We start from the raw sequence: 25798 nt of genomic DNA, 5'->3' as shown, positions 1-25798 counted from the left end.
CTCAATCGCCGGAGGGGCTTGCATTCTGGTTCGGCCGGTCGCCCGACCTCGCCGCCGCCGCCATCTCCTCCAGCCGCGCCAGCATCGGCATCGGGTCCGCCCCCACCGTCCCCGGCAGGAAGTCCGCGATCCGTTCCGGGGTCCAGGGCCCCTCCCCGTACGCCGCCCGCAACTCCCTCGGCTGGGCCCAGACCGCGATCTTCGGGCCCGCGATCGTGTACACCTGCCCGGTGATCCGCTCCGCGCGCGCCCGCTCGCTGAGGAGGTAGACCACCAGGGCCGCCACGTCCTCCGGCTCCCCGATCTCCTTCAGCTCCATCGGAACCCCGGCCGACATCCGGGTCCGGGCGACCGGCGCGACCGCGTTCGCCGTGACGCCGTACCGGTGCAGGCCCAGCGCCGCGCTGCGCACCAGGGAGATGATTCCGCCCTTCGCCGCGCTGTAGTTGGCCTGGGCGACGCTGCCCTGGTGGTTGCCGCTGGTGAAGCCGATCAGCGTGCCCCCGCCCTCCTGCTTCCGCATCACCGCCGAGGCGGCCCGGAAGACCGTGAACGTGCCCTTGAGGTGGGTGGCGAGGACCGGGTCCCACTCCTCCTCGGACATGTTGAACAGCATCCGTTCACGGAGGATCCCGGCCACGCAGACCACTCCGTCGAGCCGGCCGTACTCCGCCAGCGCGGTGTCCACGATCCGCTGTCCGCCCGCCATCGTGGAGATGTCGTCGGCGACCGCGACCGCCGCACCGCCCGCCGCACCGATCTCCTCGACGACGGACCGGGCGATCTCGCTGGTCGGTTGGGAGCCCTCGACGGAGACTCCGTAGTCGTTGACGACGACCCTCGCCCCCTCCGCCGCCGCGGCGAGGGCGACGGCCCGCCCGATGCCCCGGCCGGCCCCTGTCACGGCGACCACCCTGCCTGCCAAGAAGTTCCCCATGCCCGGCCCCTTCCCGCGGTTTCTGACGGACCGTTAGATTTTACGGTCAGTCAGATACTCCGGCACAAGACCCAGGAGGTCCCCATGTCCCTGCCGGCCGAGTTCCACGAGATCGCGAAGCGCGTGAACAACTGGGGCCGCTGGGGCGAGGCCGACGAGATCGGGACGCTCAACCTGATCACCGACGCCGTCGTGCGCGAGGCCGTCGCCGCCGTCCGCACCGGCCGCCGGATACCGCTCGCGCTGCCGCTCCACCGGGACGGGGTGCAGAGCGGGCTCATCCCTGGCCGGATCAATCCGCTGCACACGATGGTCCAGATCAACCAGGAGATCTTCGGCCCCGGCACGGTCGCCACCAGCGACGACGCCGTCACGATGGGGCTCCAGGCCTCGACCCACTGGGACGCCCTGACCCATGTCTCGCACAGCGGGAAGGTCTACAACGGCCGCCCGGCGGACACGATCACCGCCCACGGCGGGGCCCGGTTCTCCTCGATCGCCGCCGTGGAGCACCTCGTCTCGCGCGGAGTGCTGCTGGACGTGGCCCGCGCGCGGGGGGTGGACCGGCTGCCCGGCGATCACGCCGTGACGCCGGACGACCTGGCCGCGGCGGAGGACTTCGGGGGCGTACGCGTACGGGCCGGGGACATCGTGCTCGTACGGACCGGGCAGGTGCGCCTCGCGCTGGCCGGGGACCGGCAGGCGTACGGCTATCCGTCGCCGGGGCTCTCGGTGCGCACGCCCGAGTGGTTCCACGCCCGGGATGTCGCGGCGGTCGCCAACGACACCCTGACCTTCGAGGTCTTCCCGCCGGAGATCGAGGGCCTGTGGATGCCGGTGCACGCGCTGCACCTGGTCGAGATGGGCATGCTCCAGGGCCAGAACTGGAACCTGGAGGCGCTGTCCGGGGCCTGCGCGGAAGAGGGCCGGCACGCCTTCCTGCTCACGGCGTCGCCGGAGCCGTTCGCCGGGGCCACCGGCTCGCCGGTCGCCCCGGTGGCGATCCTGTGAACGGCCTCCGCGCAAGGGAAGGGGAGGGGAGGAAGCCGTGGAGGAAGGGGAAGAAGGGGCGGAGAGCGGGGGAGCCGGGCTCAGGCCAGGTTGGTGAAGAGGCAGGAGGGCGGTTCGCACGCCTCGCCGCCCTGACCGACGACCGGGGGCGTCTCCGACAGCCGCACCGGGCCGCCCCGGTCGACCTCGCACCAGATCTGCTTCCCGGCACCCTCCGGCAGCCAGCCCCAGCGGTCCGCGAGGCCGTCCACCAGCTCCAGACCCCGGCCGCCCGTCTCGTCGCCCTCCGCGTGCCGCTGGAGCGGCGGGCGGTCGCTGGCGTCCGCGACCTCGACCCGGACGGTCCCGGCCGCGCCGGGCGCCCCGGTCCCGCCGAAGAGCATCCGCAGGACCGCCGGACAACCCGTGTGGACGACGGCGTTGGTGACCAGCTCCGAGATCAGCAGGATGAGCGTCTCGGCGAGCGGCTCGTCATCCCCTATCCCGGAACCGACCAGACGCGACCGCGCCCACCTACGGGCCCGCCCCACCTCCGCGGGATCCGGACCGACCTCCAGCTGAACCTGAAGCACCTGCACCGCTCACACCATCCGAACCGGCGGACACATCGCCTCGCGCCTCCTCAGGGTCACGGAACGTGATTCCCTTACGCGACAGCATGGTTGACGTACAGTCACCGCAACAAGCGCTTCGGGCATATTCCAGCGCGAAGGAGTACGCGTGGTGCATACTGTGCGACGCACGCTGCGGGGAGTCGAACAGGAGCGCGCAGAGACCGCGAGAAACGCTCTTCGGGCAGGCCCGGCACATCTCCGGCGAGAGCCCTCGCCCCGGACCGGAGCCGCCGCACAGGCCGCCCCCGGATCGTCCGGTTCCAGAACCACTCGCATCCCACGGAGCGTACCCGAGCCGGACACCGACTCCACCCGGTGACGAATCGCGCACAGGACACAAGTCGCTGTCGGCGCCGCACGGCTGCGCTGCGTCACCCTCCGCCCCCGGCTTCCGGGCCTCCTCCGCCGGGCCCCGCCGAGCTGCCGGAACGCGGCCGCGCGGCCCCCAGACCGGCGGCCAGGAACTCCTCCGCACCGGCTGCGGTGAGGCGGGCCGAGGACCGGAGCCAGGCCCGTTTCAGGTGGAGGTGGACATCTGCCTCCCAGGTGAAGCCCATCCCGCCGTGGATCTGGAGGCAGTCGCGCGCGTTGCGTACGGCCGCCTCGTCGGCGAGCAGTTTCGCCGCCGCGATCTCCACCGGGTCGCCGGTCACAGCGGCCGCGTACACGGCGGCGCGGGCCGGTTCGGTGCGGGCGAGCATGTCGGCGCAGAGATGTTTGACCGCCTGGAACGATCCGATGGGCGATCCGAACTGCTGTCGGTCCCCGGCGTGTTGAACGGCCGTCTCGGTGGTACGGGCAGCGCTGCCGAGTTGTTCGGCAGCAGTGAGAAGCGCCCCCTCGAAGTGGAATGCGCCGGAGTGCGCCTCCGTGGCCGCCGTACGCCCCGCCACCCGGTGCAGCGGGGTGAGCGGGTCCACCGACCGGACGGGCCGGGCGGCGGCGACGAAGGCGCGCAGCGGCTCCCCGGCGAGGGCGTCGGCGCCCACCAGTACCGCGTCCGCCTCCGCCAGGTGCGCCACCGGCAGGTCCCCGTCCACGGCCGTCACCACCGCCTCGCCCTCGGCGGCCCCCTTCACCAGGCCCGCCGCGAGGTGGGTGGCGATCAGCGGGCCCGGCAGCAGCGCCCGGCCCGCCTCCTCGAAGAGCAGCACCGCCTCGGGCAGCCCGAGGCCCACCCCGCCCGCCTCCTCCGGCAGCCGGAGCGCGAAGAGGCCGGCCGCGCCCAGCTCCCGCCAGAGCGAACGGTCCAGGGTCCCGCCGCGCTCGACCGCCGCCCGCAGCCGGTCCCGGTCGAACACCGCGTCGAGCAGGTCGCGCATACCGGACCGCAGGGCCCGCTGGTCGTCCGAGAGCTGGAAGTCCACGGTGGCCTCAGCGCCCCTTCGGCAGGCCGAGGATGCGCTCGGCGACGATGTTCCGCTGGATCTGGGAGGTGCCCGCGGCGATCGTGTAGGAGAGGGAGGAGAGCCGGTCCAGCACCCATTCCTGGTCCAGGTCGAACGCGTCGCCGCCCCCCAGCACCTCCGCCGCCGCCTCGTACAGCTCCTGGCGGGCCCCGGAGTAGCGCAGCTTGAAGACGGAGCCGCCGGTGCCGGGGACGCCGCCCGTACGCTCCGACTCCGCCACGTTCCACTGGGTGAGCCGCCACAGGGCCCGGAACTCGGCGTTGAGCCTGCCGAGGCGCCGGCGCAGCACCGCGTCGTCCCACCGCCCGTTGCGCCGGGCCTCGTCGGCGAGCGCGTCCAGGGTGCGGCGGCAGGCGACGACCTCGCCGACGAAGGCGGTGCCGCGTTCGAAGGAGAGGGTGACCATGGTGACCCGCCAGCCGTCGTTCTCCGCGCCCACACGACAGGAGACCGGCACTCTGACCTCGTCGAGGAACATCTCGGCGAACTCCGTGGACCCGGCCAGGGTCCGCAGCGGCCGGACCGTGATGCCGGGGGCGTCCATCGGCATCGCGAGCCAGCTGATCCCCCGGTGCTTCGGCGCGTCCGGATCGGTGCGCACCAGCAGCTCGCACCAGTCGGCGACCTCGGCGTGCGAGGTCCAGATCTTGGCTCCGCTGACCACGTAGGCGTCGCCGTCGCGCACGGCCCGGGTGCGCAGGGCGGCCAGGTCGGAGCCCGCGTCCGGCTCGCTGAAGCCCTGGCACCAGACCTCGTCGCCGCGCAGCACCGGGGGCAGCCAGCGGGCCCGCTGCTCGGCCGTGCCCTCGGCGGCGATCGTCGGCCCGGCGTGCAGCAGCCCGACGAAGTTCGCCCCGACGTAGGGGGCGCCGGCCCGCTCCGTCTCCTCCAGGTAGATCAGGTGCTGGGTCGGGGTGGCGCCCCGCCCGCCCGCGTCCACCGGCCAGTGCAGGCCCGCGTACCCGGCGTCGTACAGCATCCGCTGCCAGGTGGTGTCGTAGGCCCGGCGCGCGGGCCAGTCGTCGGGCGAGGGCTTCGGGGGCAGGCCGGGGAGGGCGCCGGCCAGCCACTCCCGCAGCCGCCGCCGGAACTCCTCCTCGGCCTCCGTGTACGCGAGATCCACGTCCGGGCCGCCTACTTGTCCAGGTCCAGGCCGAGCATCCGGATCGCGTTTCCGCGCATCAGTTTGTAGACGGTCTCCTCGTCCAGTCCCTTGACGTGGTCGAGGGCGACCTCCTTGGTGTGCGGGAAGGTCGAGTCCACGTGCGGGTAGTCGGTCTCGAAGGTGGCGTTGTCGCGGCCGACGACGTCGAGGGCGAAGATGCCGTGCTTGTCGCGGAAGAAGCAGCAGAACATCTGCCGGTAGTAGTACGTGGACGGCGGCTCGGGGATCAGATCGCGCACCCCGCCCCAGGCCCGGTGCTCCTCCCACACGTCGTCGGCGCGCTCCAGGGCGTACGGGATCCACCCCATCTGGCCCTCGCTGTACGCCAGTTTCAACGTCGGGAACTTCACCAGGACCCCGCTGAAGAGGAAGTCCATCATCGAGGCCATCGCGTTGTTGAAGGAGAGCGAGGCCTGCACGGCGGGCGGTGCGTCCGGGGAGGCGGCGGGCATCTGGGAGCTGGAGCCGATGTGCATGTTGACGACCGTGCCGGTCTCCTGGCAGACGGCGAAGAACGGGTCCCAGTAGCCGGTGTGGATGGACGGCAGGCCGAGGTGGGTGGGGATCTCGGAGAAGGTGACCGCGCGGACGCCCCGGGCCGCGTTCCGCCGGATCTCCGCGACCGCGAGGCCGATGTCCCAGAGCGGGATGATGCAGAGCGGGATCAGCCGGCCGCCGCTGTCGCCGCACCACTCCTCGACCATCCAGTCGTTGTAGGCGCGCACGCAGGCGAGGGCGACCTCCTTGTCGTGCGCCTCGGCGAAGGTCTGTCCGCAGAAACGCGGGAAGGTCGGGAAGCAGAGGGAGGCCTCGACGTGGTTGAGGTCCATGTCCTTGAGGCGTTCGGCCGGGTCCCAGCAGCCGGGCCGCATCTCGGCGCGGGTGATGCCCTCCAGGGTCATGTCGTCGCGGTCGAAGCCGACGGCGGCGATGTTCCGCTTGTACGGGAACTTCAGGTCCTCGTAGATCCACCAGTCGGTGGGCGGCCCGTCCGGATCCATCGTGATGACGTACTTCCCGCCCGTGTACGCCAGCTCCCCGATACCCGCGGTGAGCGGCTGCGGCCCACGCTCGCGGTATTTCGCGGGCAGCCAGGTGGAGAAGAGGTGCGCGGGCTCGATCACATGGTCGTCGACGCTGACGATCCGAGGCAGTTCCGTCATGGTGTCGTCCCCTCCGGCGCCCCCGGCGAGGTCGCGGGGGCGGGCGTGTTCCGATGGCTTCCTGGTTACTTTCTGATGAGCCGTCAGATCCGTTTGCGGCACTCAGGCTAGCCCCGCACCCCTGGACCGACAAGGCGCGGAGCCCTACGCTCTCCGCATTATCTGACTGGCCGTCAGTTCGGAGGGACCGCTGTGACCGCCGTGAACGACGTGACCGCATCCGCCCACGCCCTGGGCGCCTCCCGCACCTTCTGGGAGCTGATCGAACGCCGCGCCGCTCTCACCCCCGACCGCCCGGTCCTGCTCCAGGAGGACCGGAGCCTGACCTTCGGCGAGTTGCGGGACCGCGCCGAGCGGGTCGCCGCGGGGCTGTACGGGATGGGCGTGCGGGCGGGCAGCGTGGTGGCCTGGCAGCTGCCGACCCGGCTGGAGACGGCCCTGCTCTCCTTCGCCCTGACCCGGCTCGGGGCCGTACAGACGCCGGTCATCCCGTTCTACCGGGACCGCGAGGTCCGGTTCGCGCTGCGCGGGTCGCGGGCCGCGTTCTTCGCCGTGCCCGGTGTGTGGCGCGGCTTCGACCACACGGCGATGGCCGAGCGGATCGCCGGGGAACTCCCCGGCCGGCCGCAGGTCTTCGAGGCGTACGACAGCCTCCCCGACGGCGACCCGGCCGTGCTTCCTCCGTCGCCCGCCCCCTCGTCGGGCGAGGAGGTCCGGTGGATCTACTGGACCTCCGGCACCACCTCCGATCCCAAGGGCGTCCTGCACACCGACCGCTCCCTGATCGCGGGCGGCTCCTGCCTCGCCCACGCCCTGAAGCTCTCCGCGCGGGACGTGGGATCGATGGCGTTCCCGTACGCCCATGTCGCCGGGCCCGACTACACGGTGATGCTGCTGCTGTACGGGTTCCCCGCGGTGATGTTCGAGCAGTTCGCGCTGCCGGACGCGCTGGCGGAGTACCGGCGGCACGGGGTGACCGTGGCGGGCGGGTCGACGGCCTTCTACGCGATGTTCCTGGCCGAGCAGCGCAAGGCGCCGGACAGGCCGCTCATCCCCTCCCTCCGCCTCCTCGCGGGCGGCGGGGCACCGAAGCCGCCGGAGGTCTACCACGCGGTGGTGCGGGAGATGGGGGTCCAGCTCACCCACGGCTACGGGATGACCGAGGTCCCGATGATCACCATGGGCGCCCCGGACGACACGGCGGAGAACCTGGCCCTGACCGAGGGGCGGCCCCCCGAGGGCATGGAGATCCGGATCGCCGACGAACACGGCCAGCCGCTCCCGTACGGCGCCGAGGGCGAGGTGCGGCTGCGCGGGGAGGCGGTCTGCCGGGGGTATCTGGACGCCGGGGCCTGTGCCGCGGCCTTCGACGCCGAGGGGTTCCTCATCACCGGGGACCTGGGGCGGCTCCGGGCGAGCGGACACCTCACGCTCACCGGCCGGCTGAAGGACATCATCATCCGCAAGGGCGAGAACATCTCCGCCAAGGAGATCGAGGACCTGCTCCACACGCACCCCGCCGTCGCCGACGCGGCGGTCATCGGGCTGCCCGACCCGGAGCGCGGCGAACGCGTCTGCGCGGTGGTGGAACAGCCGCCCGGCGCCCCGCCCCTGACCCTGGCCGGGCTCTCCGCCCACCTGCGGGAGGCGGGCCTGTCGGTCCACAAGGTGCCCGAGCAGTTGGAGGTGCTCGACGCGCTGCCCCGCAACGAGACGCTGCGCAAGGTGCTCAAGTACCGGCTGCGGGAACGGTTCGGCGGGTGAGGTGGGCGGTGGCCGGGTGCCACTGGCGTCACGGGGGCGGCAGCGTCACGGGGGCGGGAGGCGTTACGGGAGCGGCGCGCCGTCCCCGTAACGCCCGGGATTTCTACGCGTCGGGCTCGATCACCGTGAAGTACACGGCGAACGCCGCCACCACATCGCTCTCCGCCACCCGCCCGTCCCGGTCCGTGTCCAGACTCTGGGCGGCGATGCTCGCGATCTCCTCACTGGCCCCGAGGACCCGGAGCGCCCGCTCCACGTCCGCCACCGCCGCCCTGCCGTCCTTCCCGCTGTCCGCGACCGCGATGGTCGCCCGCAGGAACGGCCGGGCGATCTCGGCGAACCGCTCGGGATTGTCCCGGAGCCGCTTCACCGCCCCGCCCACGAACTCCTCACGGGTGACCCGCTGGTCCCCGTCCACATCGGCGATCCCCGCCATGCCCTGCCAGAAGGCCTCGGCACCGGTGTAGAGCGCCTGGCCCTTGTCGCAGCGGGCCGTCGTACCGAACTCGGTGAGCAGACGGGCCGCTGCGGCGTTGAAATCGGCACGATCGATATAGCCGTTGCCGTCCTGGTCGAAGGCGGCGAAGCGGTGCGCGATCTTTCGCTCGTACTCTGCGCTGTCCATGCGGGGAGCGTACGACGCCCGGAGCACCCACGTGTCACCGAGCAACGCTTCCTGTGTGACAACCTCGCATCGGGAACATCCGCGTCAGGCGCTCAACGGCCTGCACTGCTCGTCGGTGGCGGACCGCGCGTCCGGATAGACGTCGAACAGCCGGCGCACCCCGAGCGCCCCGAGCACCTTGTTGACGTGCGAACCGTCCTCCGCGCCCCGGGCCGGGAGGATCAGCCGCAGGCGGCCTCCGCAGGACTTCATCAGCCGGCGCGAGGCGATGAGCACACCGACGCCGCTGGAGTCGCAGAAGAACACCTCGGACAGGTCGAGCACCACATCGTGCTGCCCCTCGGCCACCGCCTCGTGGACGGACTGGCGCACGACGGGCGAGGTCACCAGATCGAGTTCGCCGCTCATGCTCAGCACGGTCCAGGAGCCCTGCTCCGCCTCGTCCACCTTCAGCGTCACGCGACTGGACCTCTCGTTCCGGGGCTCCCGGCAATCCGGAAGTTTCCGTTCCTCCTCGCGGCTGCCCAACCGCACTCCCATGAAACACCGACGCGCCGACCGGCGCCCGGAGATTTCCGGCGGAAAGGAGCACTTCGGGCCGTTTCCGCTGCTCGGAGCGGGCGGGGAGGCATTCGGGCCGAAAATCGACTACCGTCGTCGGCCACGCGCCGCGGGAAGAGAGTTGCCGCAAAGGTGCGTGCGCCGCACGCCCGGCGGACTACATTCGGTCCTCACGGGCACAGGGCGGATCACAGGGCTGGGTGGACAGGGCCGGGGGCTGGGGGGTTCATGGCGAAGGAGACAGCACCCCGCTGGGACCGCAGGATGCAGCAGAGGCTGGCCCGCGGCGAGGCGGCGGCGCTCGGTGAGCTCTACGACCGGTTCGCGGCCCTCGTCCACAGCCAGGCGCACCGGATGCTCGACGACGAGGACGCCGCCGACCTGGTGACCCGCGAGGTCTTCGCCCAGGCCTGGGAGAACCCCGAGGCGTACGACCCGAAGCAGGGCTCGATGCGTTCCTGGGTGGCCCACCTCACCCACCGCCAGTCCGTCCAGCGGCTGCGCCGCGCGGCGGCCTCCTCGTACGCGGCGGAGCACGGCGCGGACGCGGCGCCCGACCCGGAGGAGCTGGAGCGGCGGGTGCGCAGCGCCACGGCCGCCGCCCGCGCCGACTACATCGTCTCCTCGATGCCCGCGCCGCTGCGGCAGGCCCTGGAGCTGGCGTACATCCATCGCCGGGACTACCGGCAGACCGCCGCCGACCTCGGGGTCACCGAGGACGAGGCGCGTCGCCGGCTCCGGCTGGGGCTCCAGCTGCTCTCCACGGCGAACGCCCGCCCGCTCGAAGGGGCCTCGCCACCCGGTTACGGACGGGTCCGGTGAGCGGCGACGGACGCGATCGCGAGGGAGACGAGGAGGTGCGCGGCGCCCGCCGGATACCGGGCCCGCGCGGGGCGGCGGACGACCTCGACCTGGAGTCCGTACCGCGGCCTCCGCTGCCGCCGCCCGGATCGGCCGCCCCCGACGAGGCCGTACCGGAAGAGGCTGTTCCGGAACAGGCCGTTCCGGAGCCGCCCTTGCCGGAGCAGCCCGTGCCGGAGCAGCCCATGACCTCTGCCCCGGACCTCCCGCACCAGGTCCTCAAGGCCCTCCTCGGCGCGTGGGCGCTGTCCGCCTGTTCGGCCGGGGAGACCGCCGCCGTGGAGGAGCACCTCACCGTGTGCGCCCCGTGCGCGGGCGAGGCGCTGCGGCTGCGGGACGCGGTGGGGCTGCTGCACACCGACGGCTCCCTGGATCTCGACCAGACGCTGCGGTCCCGGGTGATGGACGGCTGTCTGAGCCGCCGCCCGGCCCGGATCCCGGTGCCGGAGTGGGCCGCCCCGTACGACGCCGAGACCGCCCGGCTCGACGCGCTGCTCCGCGACATCGGGGACTCCGAATGGCATGCTCCGGTGCGCCTGCGGTGGTTCGAGGAGGAGCGCGAGATCAGCCGCAGGACCACGGTCGCCGGGGTGATCGGCCACCTGATGGCGGTCGACGGGGTGCTGTCCGCCGCACTCGGCCTCGACGACCCGCTCGGCGGCGGCGAGGCACCGCTGGACCCCACCGAGCGCACCGAGGCGTACTGGTCCTCGACGCGCCCGCCGCCCACCCGTGCCGTCCGCGAACCCTGGCGGGCCCAGAGCCACGAGCTGATCCGCACGGCGTCCTTCGCCGGACGGAACGTCGCCGAGGCCTCCGTCTCCTACGGGACCTTCGCGCTGCCGCTCCAGGACGCGGTTCTGGAGCGCGCCTTCGAGTGCTGGGTGCACGGCGGGGACATCGCCGACGCCGTCGACTACCCCTACCAGGCCCCGTCGGCGGCCCATCTGCACCGCATGATCGACCTGGCGGCCCGGATGCTTCCGGCCGCCGTGGCGGGACGCCGCCGCGCCGGGCTGGCCGGACCGGCGAAGGACCTCGTCGCGGCCGGTGCGCCGGGCCGCTCGGTCCATCTGGAGATCGAGGGCCACGGCGGGGGCGACTGGTACATCGCGCTGGACTCGCCGGCCGCCGTCGGGTCGCCGGAGCGCGCGGTGGCGCAGGTGGCCCTGGACGGGGTCGAGTTCTGCCGGCTCGTCGCGGGCCGCATCTCGCCGGTGGAAGCGGCGGCGGGCCAGGAGGGCGACCGCGAGGCCATCCGCGACGTGCTGTTCGCGGCGGCCTCGCTCAGCAGGCTGTAGGCCTGCCGGGCGACTCCGGACCTACGCGAAGATCACCGTACGGCGGCCGTTGAGCAGGATGCGCCGCTCCGCGTGCCACTTCACCGCGCGCGCCAGCGCCCGGCACTCCACGTCCCGGCCGATGGCGACCAGCTGGTCGGGCGTCACGCCGTGGCCGACGCGCTCGACCTCCTGCTCGATGATCGGGCCCTCGTCGAGGTCGGCGGTGACGTAGTGCGCGGTCGCGCCGATCAGCTTCACCCCGCGCGCGTGCGCCTGGTGGTAGGGCTTGGCGCCCTTGAAGCTCGGCAGGAACGAGTGGTGGATGTTGATGATCCGGCCGCTCAGCTGCTTGCACAGGTCGTCGGAGAGGACCTGCATGTAGCGGGCCAGGACGACCAGCTCGACGTCCTCCTCGCGGACCAGCTCCAGCAGCCGCGCCTCGGCCTCCGCCTTGTTGTCCTTCGTCACCGGGAGGTGCCGGAACGGGATGCCGTACGAGGCGACGAGCTCGGCGAAGTCCGTGTGGTTGGAGACGACGGCCGCGATCTCGACCGGCAGCGCCCCGGTGCGGGAGCGGAACAGCAGGTCGTTGAGGCAGTGGCCGAACCTGCTGACCATCAGCACGATCCGCATGCGCTCCGCGGGCCGGTGGATCTGCCACTCCATCCGGAAGGCCTCCCCGATCGCGGCGAAGCTGGCGCGCAGCTTGTCCACCGTCACGGTGGCGTCCGCCGAGAAGTGGACGCGCATGAAGAACAGGCCCGTGTCGTGGTCCCCGAACTGCTGACTGTCCTCGATGTTGCAGCCGGTCATGAAGAGGTAGCTCGACACGGCGTGCACGATGCCCTGTTTGTCGGGGCAGGAGAGCGTGAGGACGTACTGCTCGGTCGCGGCGGCGTCCGAGGCGGCGGAAGGGGCGGGCTGCGGCGCGGTCATCCCCGTAGGGTGCCACACCCGCCCGGCGCTACGCGGCCCTGGTCATGATGCGGATGACGTCCAGCGAGCGCGGCGGTATGTCCGGATCCTCCGCGTCGTTGGTGGCGAGCATCACATGGGCCTCGCGGGCCGCGTGGACGGCCTCGGGCCAGCCGTGGTGCTCCAGGTAGGCGGAGACGGGGGCGTCCGCGCCGACCTGGTGCATGATCCGCAGCACCCGCAGGGCGGCGGCGTCCACGGCGGCGGCCTCGGCGGAGTCCCGGAATATGGTGCCGACGTACTTCTCGGCGGACCAGTTGTCGAGCCAGGTGTCCTCGACCAGGCGGTACACGGCGTCGGTGACGTCCCCGTACCCTTCCCGGCCGGCGAGCCAGCACTCGTGGTGGAAGACGGGGTCGGAGAGCATGTGCAGCGCCGAGCGCACGTTGGTGCGCCAGCGCCACCACGGCATGTCAGTGAGCGGCATGCCGCCCATGGTGGAGGAGCGACGGCCGCGACGGGAAGAGTTCTCCGAACCTTGCTGCACGGTCGTCGATCGTACGTTCCTTCACCGCTCCCCCGCACGGGCCCCCGTAATTCACCTGGACGTCACCGTGCGTTGAGAACGGCACACCGCGCCGTTACCCGGGGCCCGAAAGAGTCCTGGTCCATGACCGGACGGCGACGCCCCACCTTTCCCCGCCCCTTGCCGGGCGTCATCAGCGCGGCGGCGGCGGGGGCGGTGCTGCTGTCCGGCTGCGGTGTGCTCCCTGGGGCTTCGGGGGGGTCCAGGGAGCCCGTCACCGTGATGACCTGGGCGCCCGACCGGTCGGAGGACATCAACGCGGTGAAGATGGCCGGGGTGCCCGCGATGGCCCAGACGTACGCCCGCTGGGTCAACGACACCGGCGGCGTCGACGGGCGCGAGCTGAAGGTGGTCGTCTGCGACGAGTCCGACACCGCGCTGGGCGCCGAGAGGTGCGCGCGGGAGGCCGTCGACAGGGAGGTGGCCGCCGTCGTCGGCTCGTACAGCCGCCACGGCCAGAGCTTCATGCCGGCGCTGGAGGCGGGCGGCGTCCCGTACATCGGCGGCTACGGCGCCTCCACCGAGGAGTTCAGCAGCTATCTCTCGTACCCCGTCAACGGCGGCCAGCCGGCGCTGCTGGCCGGTCACGGACGGCAGTTGGGCCGCAGCTGCGAGCGGGTCTCGCTGGTGCGGCCCGACTCGATCGGCGGCGACGGCATGCCGCCGCTCCTGAACAACGGGCTGATGGCCGCCGACCGGCCCGCCTCCACCGACATCCTGGCCCCGGTGGACGCCACGTCCTACGACGAGCAGGCCGCACAGGCGCTGGAGCGGTCGGGCGGCGGCTGTGTGACGGCGGTGCTCGGCACCCGTACGGAGACGTTCTTCGACTCCTTCCGCCGCCTGGAGCCGGACGGCGAGCAGGTCAGGATCTCCTCCGTGCTGGGCAGCGTCAGCCAGCCGCTCATCGACCGCACGGGCGGCCCGAACAGCCCCTTCGAGGGCGCCTACGTCACGGGCTGGTACCCGGACGCGAGGAACGCGCGCTGGAAGGAGATGCGCCAGGTGATCGGGAAGTACGCCTTCGGTGACAACCGCATCGACCCGGACGACACGGCCGTGCAGACGACGTGGATCGCGTACACGGCGCTGCGGGCGGCGGTCCGGGCGGTCGACGACGAGGAGGTCACGTCGGGGCGGGTCGTGGCCGCCCTCAACCGGGGCGTCGAGGTCGACACCGGCGGCCTGACCCCGACGCTCCGCTGGCGCTTCAAGGACCTGGTCGGCACGTTGAGCTATCCGCGCATCGTCAACACGAAGGTGACGTTCCAGGTGGTCCGCGAGGGCCGGCTCACCGCCCAGAAGAAGGGCTTCGTGGACGTCCTGGACGCCCTGACGGACGCCCCGCGCGGCTAGGGACCGCTCGCCCGGACAGGGCGGTGGCCGGGGCGCCCGCCCCGCCCACCGCCCTGTCCGGACCTCAGAGTTCGGTGTACGCGTGCTTGGTGAGGCCGTGCTTCGCCGCGATCGTGTTCCAGAGCTTGGACGCCTCGCGTTTGGCCTGGGTGGCCACCCCGCTCTGCTGGTTGCCCTTGGCCGTCTCGCTCGTCGACCGGGCCTGGCCGCCCTTGCAGACGGACTTGTTCTTCTTGGCCTGCCGCGCCCAGGTCGCGTAGTGCTCGTCGGCCGCCGCCGAGGCCTTCCACGCCCGGTTCAGCGAGGCCGTCAGCTCCGCGTTCCGCGGGAGCTTGTCCACCGCCAGGCCTTCGAGCCGGGTCACCAGGTCGCGGCGCTGCTGGGCTGCGCCCTTCAGATCGGCGTCGGCCCGGTCCAGGTCCTTGCAGGACTTGATCTTCTCGACCGCGCCGATCACCGCGGCCCGGCTGTTGTTGCTGTCGGCCAGCAGCTTGTCCAGCGCCTCGGCCTGCGGCTTCGCCGGGTCGGGCGGCGCGGCCTCGGTGGTCGGGTCAGTGGCGGGTGAACTCTGCGAGGCGACCGGCTGCTTGTCGTCCTCGCCGGAATCGTCGCCGCCCATGAGAGTCATCAGCCCGCCCGCACCGAGTCCGATGACCGCGCAGCCCGCGACGACCGCGGCGATCAGCGGAACGTGCGCGGACCGCCGGCGCGGGGCGTCGCCGCTGCGCTGCGGGACCGGGCCGTCCTGCTCCGCACGGCCCTGGAAGCCCTGGGGACCGGGCTGGTGGCCCCCGGGCGCCTGCGGCGGCAGCGCGCCGCCCTGGGGCTGCTGCTGAGGCTGGTGGCCCTGCTGCTGGTACGGGGACGGGGGCTGCTGCTGGTACGGCGGCGGGGGCTGCTGCCCCGCGTCGAACTGCGGCATCTGCTGCGTGGCGCCCGCCGGCTCCTCCGTACGGAACAGGTTGTCGAACTCCGCGGGCGGCTGCCGGTCCCCCGGCGCGCCCGGCCTGATCCCGTACGGCGCCCCTCCGGGCACCGGGGGTATGTACTGGGTCGCGTCGGCGTCCCCGCCGCCCTGCGGGGGCCCCACGGGGCCGGGACCGCCCGGGACGGGCGCGATGTACTGCGTGGCGTCCGCGTCACCGCCGGGTCCCTGCGCGCCCTGCCCGCCCTGAGCACCCTGCGCGCCCCGACCACCCGGCCCGGCCTCCGGCGGCAGCGGCCGTGCGTACGGCTGGGGTTGGGGCTGGGGCGGCTGGGGCTGGGGCGACTGGTGTTGCTGCTGCTGCGGGTAGTGCGGCTGGTACGTACCGGGCTGCTGGGACGGGTGTTGCGGCGGCTGCGGCGGCTGGTAGGGGCCGGGCAACTGCTGCGGCTGCTGGTAGGGGCCGGGCAACTGCTGCGGCTGCTGCGGCTGCTGGTACGCAGCGGGCTGCTGGGGCTGCTGCTGATACGCCCCGGCCTGCTGGTACGCCTCGGGGCCCGGCGACTGCTGCGCGGGCGGCAGGGGCTGCGCGGGCGGGTAGCCGTAGCTCCCGTCCGGCTGCTGCTGCGGTCCCGGCGGCCCCCACTGCCGGCCCCACGGCTGCCCGCCCGCGGGCGCCGCCTGCTCGCCCTGCTGCCCGCCCTGCCCGGCTCCGGGCGCTCCGGGCGCTCCGGGGGTCCAGGGGGCTCCGCCGTCGGCAGGCAGCACGACACCCTCGTGCGCGGGTCGTGCGGCGGGGAGCTCGTGCTCGCCGCCCTGTCCGCTCTGCGTCACCAGGACTCCTACGTGTGAACCTACGGAACCGTCGGCTCACGCTATCGGGTGGTCACCCGCCTCCGCCAAGCGCGTCGTGCCCCTCACGACCCCTTCACAGCGTGGGTAACACCCGACGGCCCCGCGACGCTGTTAACGGGCCGGACCGCCGCGAACACGGCCCGGACCGCATCGGCGACCACGTGTCCTCAGGCCGCCTGGAGCTCCAGCCGCTCGCCGAACTCCCGCACCGCGGGCTCCTCGCCGTAGGGCGTGAGCCGCTGCTGGAGGTCGTCGAGATATTCGGCGCCCCGGCTGGAGCGCACCGTCGACAGCAGCTCCATCGCCCGGGTGCCCGTGTGGCACGCCCGCTCCACCTCCCGCTGCTGCACCTGGGCCGAGGCCAGCAGCACCAGCGCGATGCCCCGGCGCCTGTTCCGGGCCTCCGGCAGCGCGGCCAGCGCCTCCTTGGCCCGCCGGGCCGCCTGCTCCGGCTGCCCCAGGTCGCGGTGGCAGTGGGCCAGTTCGTCCGCGAGGTAGCCCGCGTCGAAGTGCGCGATCCAGACCGGGTCGTCGCCGGACTCCGGGCCCGCCTGCTCCAGCGCGGCGACCGCCCGCCCCGACACCGCGTGGCAGGTCCTGGCGTCCCCGAGCAGCGCGTGCCCCCGGGCCTCCGCCGCGTAGAACATCGCCTGGGCGCGGGGGGTGACCTGCCCCCGGGCGCCTTCCTGCGCGGCGCGCGCCAGTTGGGCGATCTCGCGGGGGTTGCCGAGCTGGGCGGCGAGATGACTCATCGACGCGGCGAGCACATAGCCGCCGTACGCCCGGTCGCCCGCCGCCTGCGCGAGCCGCAGCGCCTGGATGTAGTAGCGCTGGGCGAGGCCCGGCTGGCCGGTGTCGACCGCCATGTAGCCGCCGAGCTCGGCGAGCCGGGCCACCGCGCCGAACAGCTGCCGCCCCACCTGTTCGCGGTACGCCCCCGAAAGCAGGCCGGAGACCACGCTGTTGAGGTAGTGCACGAGCACCGGCCGCACATGGCCGCTGCCGAAGCGGTGGTCGAGGTCGGTCAGCGCGGCGGTCATCGCCCGCACCGCCTCGACGTCGGACATCCCGACCCGGGCCCCCGCCGTCCGCTCGACCTGGGCGTCCGGGCCCGAGATCAGCCAGTCCCGGCTGGGCTCGACCAGCGCGGACGCGGCGACCGCCGACCCGGTGAGCAGATCGCGGCGGCCCACGTCGCTGCGCCACAGCTCGCAGACCTGCTCGACGGCCCCGGCGACGGTCGGCGCGTACTGGAGGCCGACGCCGGAGGCCAGGTTCTTGCCGTTGGCCATGCCGATCTCGTCGATCGTGACCGTACGGCCGAGCTTGCGGCCGAGCGCCTCGGCGATGATCCCCGGGGCCCGGCCCCGGGGCTGCTGCCCCCGCAGCCAACGGGCCACGGAGGTCTTGTCGTAGCGCAGATCGAGGCCCCGCTCGGCCCCGACCATGTTCACGCGGCGCGCGAGGCCCGCGTTGGAACAGGCGGCTTCCTGGATGAGCGTCTGGAGCCGTTCGTTGGGCTGGCGGGCTACGAGAGGCCTTGCAGCCATATGTCCCCCTGAAGCATCGGTTATGTGCAGTGATCGGTGGAAGGGATCACTGCCCGTCACATACACAAGAAATGCGCATATTCCATCGGCATTCGGTACGGGCATGGCGCGTTGCACCGTCGCGGAGGTCCGCAGGCGGCCCTGGGCGGCGGTCCTGGAGGTGGTTACCCGCCGTTCGGTGCGACGCCTCACGCGCGCCCCCGCTCGTGCACCGATGCGCCCCGCGTGCGGGATCGATGCGCCGGGCCCCGGTTCGGGGGAGGCCGTAACCCCAGGTGACGGCGGGAGTTGTGCACGGCGTGGAAGAGCCCATCGGAGTCACGGAAGCCGCACAGGTCCCTCAGCAGCGGGGCGAGCATCTGCTCGACGCCGCGGTGCGGTATGCGGAAGAGCGTCACTGGGACGTGTTCCCCGGCACCTGGCTGGAGGCGGTGGGCGGCGGAGAGCGGTGTTCGTGCGGCGACGCCGGCTGCGCCCTGCCCGGGGCCCACGCGGACCGGCCCGACTGGGCGGGCCAGGCGACCGGCAGCGGGGCCGCCGCCCGGCGCATGTGGAGCAGGCAGCCCCGCGCCTCGGTGCTGCTGCCGACCGGCCGGACCTTCGACGCGCTGGAGGTTCCGGAGGCCGCGGGCTTCCTGGCGCTGGCCCGGATGGAGCGGATGGACCTGACGCTGGGCCCGGTGACCCGCACGCCCGACCGCCGGATGCTGTTCTTCGCGCTGCCGGGCGCCGCCGCCAAGGCGTCCGAGCTGGTGCGCGGGCTCGGCTGGAACGCCGAGGCGATCGATCTGACCGGCCTCGGCGAGGGCTGCTACGTCGCCGCGCCGCCCACCCGTGTCGGCGCCCGGGGTGCCGTGCAGTGGGCCCGCAAGCCCACCCATGCCAACCGCTGGCTGCCCGATGTGGAGGAGCTGATCAACCCGCTGGCGTACGCCTGCGCACGGGAGGCGGCCGACGCCCGTACGCGCGTTCCGTAAGGCGCCCGGACGGCGTCTCCCGGGGCCCCCGGCAGGCCTTTCGTAGGGTGGTCCCCACCTATGGGATATCGAAAGGCTGTGCCATGCCGGACCGGGCAGATGCACGTACCAAGACAGACGCGGCGAAGGACGTGACGGCGGGCGGTGCCCAGGAGACGCGGCCCGCCGTCCGCGTACAGGGGCTGTGGAAGCGGTTCGGGGATCAGGTCGCCGTCGCGGGGATCGATCTGGAACTGCCCGCGGGCAAGTTCGTCGGCCTGGTGGGGCCCAACGGGGCCGGCAAGACGACGACGCTCTCGATGGTCACCGGGCTGCTGCGGCCCGACATGGGGAAGATCGAGGTCGCGGGCCACGACGTGTGGACGGACCCGGTCGAGGTGAAGTCCCGGATCGGGGTGCTGCCGGAGGGGCTGCGGCTGTTCGAGCGGCTCTCGGGGCGTGAACTGCTCGCCTACAACGGGCGGTTGCGCGGCCTCCCGGGTGACGAGGTGGACAAGCGGGCCACCCAGCTGCTGGACGTCCTGGATCTCGCCGGCTCGCAGCACAAGCTGGTCGTGGACTACTCGACCGGCATGCGGAAGAAGATCGGGCTCGCGGCGGCCCTGCTCCACAACCCCGAAGTGCTCTTCCTGGACGAGCCGTTCGAGGGCGTCGACCCGGTCTCGGCGCAGACGATCCGGGGGGTGCTGGAGCGCTTCACCCGGTCCGGGGCGACCGTGGTCTTCTCCAGCCATGTGATGGAGCTGGTCGAGTCGCTGTGCGACTGGGTCGCCGTGATGGCGGCGGGCCGGATCAAGGCGCGGGGCACGCTGGCCGAGGTGCGCGGCGACGCCCCCTCGCTGCAGAGCGCCTTCCTCGAACTGGTCGGCGCGGGCGGCCGGGACGCCGGCGACTCCCTCGACTGGCTGGGCGGTTCCCGATGAGCGTGCTGGACGCCCCGGTCACCTCGGCCGCCCCCGCGGTGCCGACGACGGGCCTGACCCCGATCTTCGTCCGGCTCAAGCTGACGTTGCTGCGCAACGGACTGCGGCAGTCCTCCGGGCGCAGGGCGGCGTTCATCGCCTCCCTGGTCTTCACCCTGCTGCTCGCCGCGGGTCAGGTGCTCGGCCTGGTGCTGCTGCGCGGCAACGAGCACGCGGGCACCGTCGTGGTGCTGCTGACCGGTGTCGTGGCGCTCGGCTGGGCGGTGCTGCCGCTGTTCTTCCCCAGCGGTGACGACACCCTCGACCCGACCCGGCTGGTGATGCTTCCGCTGCGGCCCGAGCCGCTGATCCGGGCCCTGCTGGTGTCCTCGATGATCGGTATCGGACCGCTGTTCACCCTGTGTCTGGTGGTCGGTTCGGTCATCGCGCTGGCGCACGGGGCGGCGGGCGTGGTGTTCGCGGTGCTCGCGGTCCCGCTGACGATGCTGCTCTGCGTGGCGCTGTCCCGGGCGGTGGCCACGGCCAACGTCCGGCTGCTGAACTCCCGCAAGGGCCGCGACCTCGCGGTGCTCAGCGGGCTGGTGATCGCGGTGGGCATCCAGTTCGTCAACTTCGGCGCGCAGCGGCTCGGTCAGGCCGGCGGGCTGTCCACGCTGGAACCGGCGGGCGACGTGGTCCGCTGGCTGCCCGGCGCCTCCGCCGTGGCGTCGGTGGGGGCGGCCTCGGACGGTGCGTACGGGGTCGCCGCCGCCCAGCTCCTGATCACGGTGGCGGCCCTGGCGGCGCTGATGCGGATGTGGCGGCGGACCCTGGTGAGGCTGATGACCTCGCCGGACGGTTCGACCCTGGCGGCGGCGGAGCCGGCCCGTGAGGAGTCCGGCCGGGGCGGTCTGTCGGCGCTGCTGCCGGAGGGCCGCACGGCGACGGTGATGCAGCGCAGCCTGCGGTACGTGGCCCGGGACCCGAAGACCAAGGCGGCCTGGGTGACGGCGCTGGCGGTCGGGGCGATCGTGCCGCTGCTCAACGCGGTCCAGGGCACCGGCTCGGTCTACTTCGCGTGCTTCGCCGCCGGGATGCTCGGCATGCAGATGTACAACCAGTTCGGCCAGGACACCTCGGCCTTCTGGATGGTGGCGCTGACGATCTCCTCGCCCCGGGACGCGTACGTCGAACTGCGGGCGCGGGCGTTCGTCCTGCTGTTGCTCACCCTGCCGTTCACGCTGCTCGTGTGCGCGGTGACGGCGGCGGTGATCGGTGACTGGCAGGCACTGCCGGGGGCGCTCGGCCTGTCGTTCGCGCTGCTGGGCTCGATGCTGGCGACGGGCGCGGTGGCCTCGGCGCTGTTCCCGTACTCGATTCCGCAGGAGGGCGCGTTCAAGAACGTGGTGCCGGGGCAGGGCGGCCTGGCCTGGATCTCGATCCTCGGCGGCATGGTGGCCGCCGCGCTGCTGGCCGCGCCGGTGATCGTGCCGACCATCTGGATGCACGTCACGGACCGCCACGACGCGCTGTGGCTCCTGGTGCCGGGCGGGCTCGCTTACGGGGCGCTCGTCGGGTGGGCGGGGCTGCGGATCGCCGCACGCCGCACGGCGGCCCGGCTGCCGGAGATCCTGACGGCGGTCAGCAAGGGCTGAGGGCCGGGGCTACGGGAGCACCCGCAGCTGCTCCAGGAACGGTTCGACCGCGGCCCGCCAGCCCTCCGGCTGGTCGTAGTGGACGAGGTGGCCCGCGTCCGCCACCTCCGCGTACTGGCCGCGGGGCAGCACCCGGACCATCTCCTGGGCCTCGGCGCGGCCCAGCTCCCCGTCGAGTCCGCGCAGCACCAGCGCGGGGCACTGGACCTGGGCCAGCTCCTCCCAGTGGGCGTCGAAGACCCAGGTGGCGCGGGTGCGGAGCATCTGGTGGCGGGAGAAGACGGGGCGCCAGCCGTCTTCCCGCTCGGCCATCACCTCCGCGTAGAACTCGCCGCGCGAGGGGTTCGGCCGCTCCACCCAGGGGTCGTCCTCGCCGAACCACTTCCGTACGTCGGCGAGGGTGGCGAAGGGCAGCGGCCAGGAGTCGAACCAGTCGCTCCACTCGCGCTGGGAGGCAGCCCCGAGGGCGGAGGCCCGCATGTCGCAGACGACGAGGGCGCGGACCAGGTCGGGACGCTTGGCGGCGAGCTGCCAGCCCGTGAGGGCTCCCATGGCGTGGCCGACGACGGTGACGGGGCCGAGCCCCAGCTGCTCGATCGCGGCCTCGGCGTCGGAGACGTAGGCGTCGCGGCTGTACGGGCCGTCGGCGGGCTTGTCGCTGCGGCCGTGGCCCCGCTGGTCGAGGCCGACCGCGCGGTGCCGTTCGGCCAGCCAGCGGGCGGTCGGGGCCCAGTGCGAGGCCCGGCCCATCAGTCCGTGCAGCAGTAAGACCCCGGGAGCGCTGTCCGCTTCCGCGCGCTCCTTGGGCGGATCGGCGAACTCCCATGCCGCGAGGCGTACGCCGTCGTTTCCGGTCACATCGATGCGCCGCACCATAGTCCTGGCACCCCCTTCTGGTCCTCGATCACCGTGTGGTCGCGCCCCGTCAGGCTATCGAACTCTTATTCGAAAATGAGGCTCCGTCACCCAAGACCCCACGTTCGAGTGACACCGGTCAAGGATTGATGCCGACCGGCCTGGGGAGATCTTCAGCGGGAGGCGGGCCGCTCGGGGACAGGGGCCCGCGGAAACTGACCTTGAGAGCTCGGGGCTCCAGGTCAGCACAGGGGAGGAACGGCCCCGGCGCCTTCGGGCGCCGGGGCCGCCCCCTGCCGGGGGACGACCCTCGGGCAGCACCCGGCGGATCAGGGCCGGAGCCGCGACAACGATGGCAGACCGCGGCGCGAACCACCCCGCACCGGCCGGGATCAGGGCATGGAGAAGCACGCCGGGCACCGTGCGGTGCGCGTGATGGAACGACGGGCGCATCCCCTGCTCCCTCCCCGACCGTGCCAGCCGGAGCCGGCCGACACCCTCAGGTCCTCTGCCTGGCCTCAGCCTGGCATGTGACGCGTCCGGCCGCTGCCATTCCGGACGGAAATCGGAAAGCGCACATCACGGTTGTGTTGCCGTGGCCGACGCACCGGGCCGACGCCGGGCGACGAACGCGCCCGCACCGGGCGACGATCGCGTCGGCGGCGGGCGGCGACCCGGTCAGCGCTTGGCGACGAAGACGTGCGAGGCGACCTCGGAGTCGAGCTCGGCCGCCTCCCCGCTGGAGCCGACCAGCACCCCGCCGGGCGACTCGGTCACGCTGACGACGGACCCGGGCTGCACCCCGGCCCTGCGCAGCGTGTACATCAGCTGGGCGTCGGTCTGGATCGGCTCCCCGATCCGCCGCACCACCACGGTCTTGCCCTCGGTGCCCGGGTCCAGCTCGGCCAGGCTGACCATGGAGGCGTCCAGGAACGATTCGGCCCCGGCCTTCTCGCCCAGCTCCTCCAGGCCGGGGATGGGATTCCCGTACGGCGACTCCGTCGGGTGGCGCAGCAGCTCCAGCACCCGCCGCTCCACCGCCTCGCTCATCACGTGCTCCCAGCGGCAGGCCTCGGCGTGGACCTGCTCCCACTCCAGGCCGATGACGTCCACGAGCAGACACTCGGCGAGCCGGTGCTTGCGCATGACACGGGTGGCGAGGCGGCGGCCCTCCTCGGTCAGCTCCAGATGGCGGTCCCCCGCGACTCGGACCAGTCCGTCGCGCTCCATGCGGGCCACCGTCTGGCTGACGGTCGGACCGCTCTGGTCCAGCCGTTCGGCGATACGGGCGCGCATGGGGACCACGCCTTCCTCTTCCAGTTCGAGGATGGTGCGGAGATACATCTCCGTGGTGTCGATCAGTCCGGACATACGTGCCCCTCGATGCTGTGACTAGAAAACGTCGTGCGATGGCCCTGCACCAATTCTGACGCATAGCGCCGACAACCGTGCCGCCCCGGCGGAAGACCGGTGGAAGTGCGTGCGGCGGGGGCCATGAGGCGCTATTGACAGTCCACTGGTCCAGACCGCAACGTGATCGGCGGCACCGGCATTCCCGCACCGCGGGACGCCTGCCGCACCACCCGTACCACCCCGTCCCCATCCCCGCCGAAAGGGCTCTCCCGATGAGCGACAGCAAGCTGGCCGGTCAGTTCTTCGATGCGGCCATCGGCCTGCTGACGCGGGTGCGGGACGAGGAGGCGGACAGCATCGCCGCCGCCGGCGCGGCCGTCGCGGACACCGTCGAGTCCGGCGGCAGGCTCTTCGCCTTCGGCGCGGGCCACTCCTCGCTGGCCGCACAGGACGTCGTCTACCGCGCGGGCGGCCTGGCCCTGATGAACCTGCTCACCGTGCCCGGCGTGGTCGGTGTGGACGTCATGCCCGCCACGCTCGGCTCGGCGCTGGAGCGGGTGGACGGGCTCGCCTCGGCCGTCCTGGACTCCAGTCCCGCCACCGCCGGGGACCTCCTGGTGATCGTCTCGCTGTCCGGGCGCAACGCCCTGCCGGTCGAGATGGCGCAGAACGCCCGCGCCCTCGGGCTGAAGGTCATCGGCCTCACCTCGGTCGCGTACGCGGAGAGCACCCGCTCCCGGCACGCGTCGGGCGGCTTCCTGCGCGACCACTGCGACATCGTCCTGGACAGCAAGATCGCGATCGGCGACGCGGAGCTGACGGCTCCCGGCGTCGACGCCCCCTTCGCCCCCGCCTCGACCGTGGTGACCAGCGCGATCATGCAGGCGATGCTGGCCGCCGCCGTCGAGCAGCTGGTGGCCCGCGGCGTCGAGCCGCCGATGTTGCGCTCGGGCAACGTCGACGGCGGCCACGAGTGGAACGGCCGGGTCATGACGGAGTACCGGGACCGGATCTTCTACCGCCACTGACCGCCCGGGTACCGCCGCTGACCGCCCGGACCGGATTGCCGGAAGCAGATTGCCGGAAGCAGGCAGGCGGCGGCTCCCGACCACTGCCTGTTCCTGTCCTTGTCCTTCCGCACTCCCCCGGCTCAAGCTGAGCACGCGGGGCGCAGGGGCGGCCCGCCGGCGAGAGTTCGGAGGGGGGCGGGGTGAGACACATCCCCGTGTTCAGGTGGGTGCTGGCCCTCGGACTGGCACTGATCACCTGGTCGGCGGTCCTGTACGCGACCGCGCCGGCCTTTCCCGAGCTGAAGCAGGTCGAGCTGACGGTGCTCGACGAGAAGCCGGACGGCGCGTGCACCGTGACCTGGGTCGACCCGTACGGGGCCGGCGAGCTCGAAGGGACCTACCGGTGCGATCCCGAGCGGGACACCACGCTGAAGGCGCCGCACTACGACGACCGGGGCTTCGGCTGGGACACGGGGTGGGTGCTCGCCGACGGACCCGACAAGGGTGACCTGTACTCCCTGGAGGAGGAGGCCGCGGCCGACGACGCGCGGATCGACCTCTCCGACGCCCTCGTGATGATCGGACTGCCCCTGACGGTCGTCGCCGTCGTCGGCGGCAACGTCCGCTCGCTGCGCCGGGCGCGCGGCGTGCGCCCCAGGCTGGTCCGCCGGGCGACCCGGCTCAAGGAGGCCGCCGAGCTGGTGGCGCAGGACCACCGCCGGGCCGTGGAAGCGGTACGGGCGGCCTGGGCGCCGCTGCACCAGGAGCTGGTGGACGGGAAGCTGGGCCGGATTCCGGTGAGCCGGATGCGGGGCCTGGCGGAGAAGCGGCTGCGGGCCGGGGAGCTGGAGCAGGGCGGCGTCCGCACCGTACGGGACGTGCTCGACGCCGGGACGTGGGCGCTGGCCCAGTTCTTCGGCATGGAACGGGACATGGCCGAGCAGACGGTGGCCGCGGCCCGTCGGACGGCCGACGCGGTGGGCCGGGAAGTGACGGTCCGGTTCGACGCCGGCCCGGAACCGCGCACCACCGCGCTGCTCGCCGCACTCCAGGTGCTCGTGGACGCCGGCCCGGGCGCACGCCACGCGGCACGGGTCGGCGGTGAGCTGGCGGCGCGGCTGGAACCACTGCTCATCGCCGCCGAACCCGCCTCCGGGGTCCGGGAGATGCTGCGGACCTCGCCGTACGAGCGGGACAACGCCGTGTCGGCGGTGAACAAACTGCGCCTCGTGCTGGCCGAGACCGAACGGGAGTGCCTGGAGGAGCGATTCGCCCAGGCGTCGGTCGACCTGCTGCGCGGCCCGGACACGGACGCGGACGAACTGGCCACCTGGGCGGACTTCGAGGCCCGGCCGGCGAAGTACTACGGGGCGCTCGCGGAGACCATCGGGAAGAGCGTCGCCCCTGCCGCGCCCCGGGAGCCCGGGCGGGCCGGGGCGGGCAGCCGCCGCAGGCGCGGGTGAGGC

Annotated in this window: 23 protein-coding genes; 10 read left to right on the top strand and 13 right to left on the bottom strand. The window is 73.0% G+C overall.

Annotated elements, in window-relative coordinates; all coding sequences use genetic code 11:
- Position 1: 1 nt before the first annotated feature.
- Positions 2 to 937: an SDR family oxidoreductase gene (locus ACIRJT_RS00970; RefSeq protein ID WP_403902847.1), complete on the bottom strand. Its 936-nt coding sequence runs from the start codon at positions 935 to 937 to the stop codon at positions 2 to 4.
- Between the two features lie 84 nt (positions 938 to 1021).
- On the opposite strand from ACIRJT_RS00970, the gene ACIRJT_RS00965 reads away from it, so the two are divergent.
- Positions 1022 to 1948 (top strand): cyclase family protein, encoded by a 927-nt coding sequence (locus ACIRJT_RS00965; RefSeq protein ID WP_403902844.1) that lies wholly within the window; start codon positions 1022 to 1024, stop codon positions 1946 to 1948.
- Between the two features lie 80 nt (positions 1949 to 2028).
- Here ACIRJT_RS00965 and ACIRJT_RS00960 read toward each other — a convergent pair whose 3' ends face one another.
- The 4 genes from ACIRJT_RS00960 to ACIRJT_RS00945 form a co-directional block, all read right to left on the bottom strand.
- Positions 2029 to 2526: an ATP-binding protein gene (locus tag ACIRJT_RS00960; protein WP_403902841.1), complete on the bottom strand. Its 498-nt coding sequence runs from the start codon at positions 2524 to 2526 to the stop codon at positions 2029 to 2031.
- Positions 2527 to 2933: 407 nt separating this feature from the next.
- Positions 2934 to 3929: an acyl-CoA dehydrogenase family protein gene (locus ACIRJT_RS00955; RefSeq protein WP_403902838.1), complete on the bottom strand. Its 996-nt coding sequence runs from the start codon at positions 3927 to 3929 to the stop codon at positions 2934 to 2936.
- A 7-nt stretch (positions 3930 to 3936) separates the two neighbouring features.
- Positions 3937 to 5094 (bottom strand): acyl-CoA dehydrogenase family protein, encoded by a 1158-nt coding sequence (locus tag ACIRJT_RS00950; protein WP_403902835.1) that lies wholly within the window; start codon positions 5092 to 5094, stop codon positions 3937 to 3939.
- Between the two features lie 11 nt (positions 5095 to 5105).
- Positions 5106 to 6299: an amidohydrolase family protein gene (locus tag ACIRJT_RS00945; RefSeq protein WP_403902832.1), complete on the bottom strand. Its 1194-nt coding sequence runs from the start codon at positions 6297 to 6299 to the stop codon at positions 5106 to 5108.
- Positions 6300 to 6491: 192 nt separating this feature from the next.
- On the opposite strand from ACIRJT_RS00945, the gene ACIRJT_RS00940 reads away from it, so the two are divergent.
- Entirely contained in the window at positions 6492 to 8063 is a 1572-nt protein-coding gene (locus ACIRJT_RS00940; RefSeq protein ID WP_403902829.1) for a class I adenylate-forming enzyme family protein, read from the top strand.
- Between the two features lie 103 nt (positions 8064 to 8166).
- Here the strand turns inward: ACIRJT_RS00940 and ACIRJT_RS00935 are convergent, their stop codons facing one another.
- Both ACIRJT_RS00935 and ACIRJT_RS00930 read right to left on the bottom strand, forming a co-directional pair.
- The gene (locus ACIRJT_RS00935; RefSeq protein ID WP_403902826.1) at positions 8167 to 8688 is read right to left on the bottom strand and encodes an EF-hand domain-containing protein; all 522 of its coding nucleotides are present in this window, start codon (positions 8686 to 8688) and stop codon (positions 8167 to 8169) included.
- Between the two features lie 84 nt (positions 8689 to 8772).
- Positions 8773 to 9147 carry an STAS domain-containing protein gene (locus tag ACIRJT_RS00930; protein WP_403902823.1) on the bottom strand — a complete coding sequence of 125 codons (375 nt, stop codon included), beginning with the start codon at positions 9145 to 9147 and terminating at the stop codon, positions 8773 to 8775.
- A gap of 330 nt (positions 9148 to 9477) precedes the next feature.
- On the opposite strand from ACIRJT_RS00930, the gene ACIRJT_RS00925 reads away from it, so the two are divergent.
- Entirely contained in the window at positions 9478 to 10071 is a 594-nt protein-coding gene (locus ACIRJT_RS00925; RefSeq protein ID WP_403902820.1) for an RNA polymerase sigma factor, read from the top strand.
- The gene (locus tag ACIRJT_RS00920; RefSeq protein WP_403902817.1) at positions 10068 to 11411 is read left to right on the top strand and encodes a zf-HC2 domain-containing protein; all 1344 of its coding nucleotides are present in this window, start codon (positions 10068 to 10070) and stop codon (positions 11409 to 11411) included. The genes ACIRJT_RS00925 and ACIRJT_RS00920 overlap by 4 nt, the downstream gene beginning before the upstream one ends.
- Before the next feature lie 21 nt (positions 11412 to 11432).
- On the opposite strand, the gene purU is transcribed toward ACIRJT_RS00920, so the two are convergent.
- Together purU and ACIRJT_RS00910 are read right to left on the bottom strand one after the other, a co-directional pair.
- A complete protein-coding gene (gene purU, locus ACIRJT_RS00915) occupies positions 11433 to 12329 on the bottom strand; it encodes a formyltetrahydrofolate deformylase (RefSeq protein ID WP_403902814.1) in 897 nt (298 codons plus the stop codon).
- Positions 12330 to 12357: 28 nt separating this feature from the next.
- Positions 12358 to 12804 (bottom strand): hypothetical protein, encoded by a 447-nt coding sequence (locus ACIRJT_RS00910; protein ID WP_032764190.1) that lies wholly within the window; start codon positions 12802 to 12804, stop codon positions 12358 to 12360.
- A 174-nt stretch (positions 12805 to 12978) separates the two neighbouring features.
- On the opposite strand from ACIRJT_RS00910, the gene ACIRJT_RS00905 reads away from it, so the two are divergent.
- Positions 12979 to 14250: an ABC transporter substrate-binding protein gene (locus tag ACIRJT_RS00905; protein WP_403902811.1), complete on the top strand. Its 1272-nt coding sequence runs from the start codon at positions 12979 to 12981 to the stop codon at positions 14248 to 14250.
- A 64-nt stretch (positions 14251 to 14314) separates the two neighbouring features.
- On the opposite strand, the gene ACIRJT_RS00900 is transcribed toward ACIRJT_RS00905, so the two are convergent.
- Positions 14315 to 16009, bottom strand: a complete 1695-nt coding sequence (locus tag ACIRJT_RS00900) for a hypothetical protein (RefSeq protein ID WP_403902808.1) — start codon at positions 16007 to 16009, stop codon at positions 14315 to 14317.
- Between the two features lie 188 nt (positions 16010 to 16197).
- Positions 16198 to 17580 carry a transcriptional regulator gene (locus tag ACIRJT_RS00895; protein ID WP_403902805.1) on the bottom strand — a complete coding sequence of 461 codons (1383 nt, stop codon included), beginning with the start codon at positions 17578 to 17580 and terminating at the stop codon, positions 16198 to 16200.
- A gap of 299 nt (positions 17581 to 17879) precedes the next feature.
- Between ACIRJT_RS00895 and ACIRJT_RS00890 the strand changes: the two genes are divergently transcribed.
- The 3 genes from ACIRJT_RS00890 to ACIRJT_RS00880 all read left to right on the top strand — a co-directional run bounded on the left by ACIRJT_RS00890 (position 17880) and on the right by ACIRJT_RS00880 (position 21114).
- Positions 17880 to 18557 (top strand): bifunctional DNA primase/polymerase, encoded by a 678-nt coding sequence (locus tag ACIRJT_RS00890; RefSeq protein ID WP_403902802.1) that lies wholly within the window; start codon positions 17880 to 17882, stop codon positions 18555 to 18557.
- Between the two features lie 83 nt (positions 18558 to 18640).
- Complete coding sequence (locus tag ACIRJT_RS00885) at positions 18641 to 19480, top strand: ABC transporter ATP-binding protein (protein ID WP_403902799.1); 840 nt, start codon at positions 18641 to 18643, stop codon at positions 19478 to 19480.
- Positions 19477 to 21114 carry a transporter gene (locus ACIRJT_RS00880; RefSeq protein WP_403902796.1) on the top strand — a complete coding sequence of 546 codons (1638 nt, stop codon included), beginning with the start codon at positions 19477 to 19479 and terminating at the stop codon, positions 21112 to 21114. Before ACIRJT_RS00885 ends, ACIRJT_RS00880 begins: the two co-directional genes overlap by 4 nt.
- 9 nt (positions 21115 to 21123) lie before the next feature.
- Here ACIRJT_RS00880 and ACIRJT_RS00875 read toward each other — a convergent pair whose 3' ends face one another.
- Entirely contained in the window at positions 21124 to 21990 is an 867-nt protein-coding gene (locus ACIRJT_RS00875) for an alpha/beta fold hydrolase (RefSeq protein ID WP_403902793.1), read from the bottom strand.
- A gap of 657 nt (positions 21991 to 22647) precedes the next feature.
- Positions 22648 to 23340 (bottom strand): metal-dependent transcriptional regulator, encoded by a 693-nt coding sequence (locus ACIRJT_RS00870; RefSeq protein ID WP_403902790.1) that lies wholly within the window; start codon positions 23338 to 23340, stop codon positions 22648 to 22650.
- Positions 23341 to 23594: 254 nt separating this feature from the next.
- Between ACIRJT_RS00870 and ACIRJT_RS00865 the strand changes: the two genes are divergently transcribed.
- Positions 23595 to 24350, top strand: coding sequence for an SIS domain-containing protein (locus tag ACIRJT_RS00865; RefSeq protein WP_007454120.1), 756 nt, complete (start codon positions 23595 to 23597; stop codon positions 24348 to 24350).
- Positions 24351 to 24532: 182 nt separating this feature from the next.
- Entirely contained in the window at positions 24533 to 25795 is a 1263-nt protein-coding gene (locus tag ACIRJT_RS00860) for a hypothetical protein (protein ID WP_403902786.1), read from the top strand.
- The last annotated feature ends 3 nt before the right edge of the window (positions 25796 to 25798 follow it).

Source organism: Streptomyces sp. NPDC102283, from assembly GCF_044766265.1.
Lineage (GTDB): Bacteria > Actinomycetota > Actinomycetes > Streptomycetales > Streptomycetaceae > Streptomyces.
The sequence above is the reverse complement of the archived record's forward strand: the minus strand, read 5'-3'. Positions and strand labels throughout refer to the sequence as shown.

What these genes read in the sequence shown, in the direction of transcription:
- ACIRJT_RS00875 (WP_403902793.1), bottom strand. Translation starts at nt 21,990, where the DNA reads ATGGTGCGGCGCATCGATGTGACCGGAAACGACGGCGTACGCCTCGCG.
- ACIRJT_RS00935 (WP_403902826.1), bottom strand. Translation starts at nt 8,688, where the DNA reads ATGGACAGCGCAGAGTACGAGCGAAAGATCGCGCACCGCTTCGCCGCC.
- ACIRJT_RS00970 (WP_403902847.1), bottom strand. Translation starts at nt 937, where the DNA reads ATGGGGAACTTCTTGGCAGGCAGGGTGGTCGCCGTGACAGGGGCCGGC.
- ACIRJT_RS00945 (WP_403902832.1), bottom strand. Translation starts at nt 6,299, where the DNA reads ATGACGGAACTGCCTCGGATCGTCAGCGTCGACGACCATGTGATCGAG.
- ACIRJT_RS00910 (WP_032764190.1), bottom strand. Translation starts at nt 12,804, where the DNA reads ATGGGCGGCATGCCGCTCACTGACATGCCGTGGTGGCGCTGGCGCACC.
- ACIRJT_RS00965 (WP_403902844.1), top strand. Translation starts at nt 1,022, where the DNA reads ATGTCCCTGCCGGCCGAGTTCCACGAGATCGCGAAGCGCGTGAACAAC.
- purU (WP_403902814.1), bottom strand. Translation starts at nt 12,329, where the DNA reads ATGACCGCGCCGCAGCCCGCCCCTTCCGCCGCCTCGGACGCCGCCGCG.
- ACIRJT_RS00895 (WP_403902805.1), bottom strand. Translation starts at nt 17,580, where the DNA reads ATGGCTGCAAGGCCTCTCGTAGCCCGCCAGCCCAACGAACGGCTCCAG.
- ACIRJT_RS00865 (WP_007454120.1), top strand. Translation starts at nt 23,595, where the DNA reads ATGAGCGACAGCAAGCTGGCCGGTCAGTTCTTCGATGCGGCCATCGGC.
- ACIRJT_RS00905 (WP_403902811.1), top strand. Translation starts at nt 12,979, where the DNA reads ATGACCGGACGGCGACGCCCCACCTTTCCCCGCCCCTTGCCGGGCGTC.
- ACIRJT_RS00880 (WP_403902796.1), top strand. Translation starts at nt 19,477, where the DNA reads ATGAGCGTGCTGGACGCCCCGGTCACCTCGGCCGCCCCCGCGGTGCCG.
- ACIRJT_RS00885 (WP_403902799.1), top strand. Translation starts at nt 18,641, where the DNA reads ATGCCGGACCGGGCAGATGCACGTACCAAGACAGACGCGGCGAAGGAC.
- ACIRJT_RS00870 (WP_403902790.1), bottom strand. Translation starts at nt 23,340, where the DNA reads ATGTCCGGACTGATCGACACCACGGAGATGTATCTCCGCACCATCCTC.
- ACIRJT_RS00925 (WP_403902820.1), top strand. Translation starts at nt 9,478, where the DNA reads ATGGCGAAGGAGACAGCACCCCGCTGGGACCGCAGGATGCAGCAGAGG.